Below are 544 nucleotides of genomic sequence, written 5' to 3'. Positions count from 1 at the left end.
CTTCCACGACGTCGCCGAAAAAGCCAAGGCGGGCAATGTCCACGCCAAGGCCGTGCTGGATTCCTGGGCCGCCGGTGAGTGGTTCACCAGCAAGCCAGCCATCGCTGAGAAATACAGCCTGACCGTGTTCAAGGTCCCTGGCGAAACCAACACCGACGACCTGTCCCCTGCCCCGGATGCCTGGTCGCGCCCTGACATCCCGCTGCACGCCCTGGCCATGCTGAAAATGGCCCGTGACGGTATCGTGCCTGAGCAACAAGGCGCCATCGGCCCACTCAAGCAGATCGAAGAAGTCAAAGCCAAAGGCTTCCCGGTCGCCTACGTCGGTGACGTGGTCGGTACCGGTTCTTCGCGTAAATCCGCCACCAACTCGGTGCTGTGGTTCTTCGGCGACGACATCCCGTACGTGCCGAACAAGCGCGCTGGCGGCTTCTGCTTCGGCTCAAAAATCGCCCCGATCTTCTACAACACCATGGAAGACGCCGGCGCCCTGCCGATCGAGTTCGACGTCTCGAACCTGAACATGGGCGACGTCATCGACGTC

The 544-nt window shown here is 61.8% G+C and carries 1 pseudogene; it reads left to right on the top strand.

Going from position 1 to position 544, the window contains the following annotated elements:
- Nucleotides 1-544, top strand: a pseudogene (locus NPS47_RS25360) (bifunctional aconitate hydratase 2/2-methylisocitrate dehydratase); the annotation flags it as partial.

The sequence above is a fragment of the Pseudomonas putida genome, from assembly GCF_028682475.1.
Taxonomy (GTDB): domain Bacteria; phylum Pseudomonadota; class Gammaproteobacteria; order Pseudomonadales; family Pseudomonadaceae; genus Aquipseudomonas; species Aquipseudomonas putida_AG.
The sequence above is the reverse complement of the archived record's forward strand: the minus strand, read 5'-3'. Positions and strand labels throughout refer to the sequence as shown.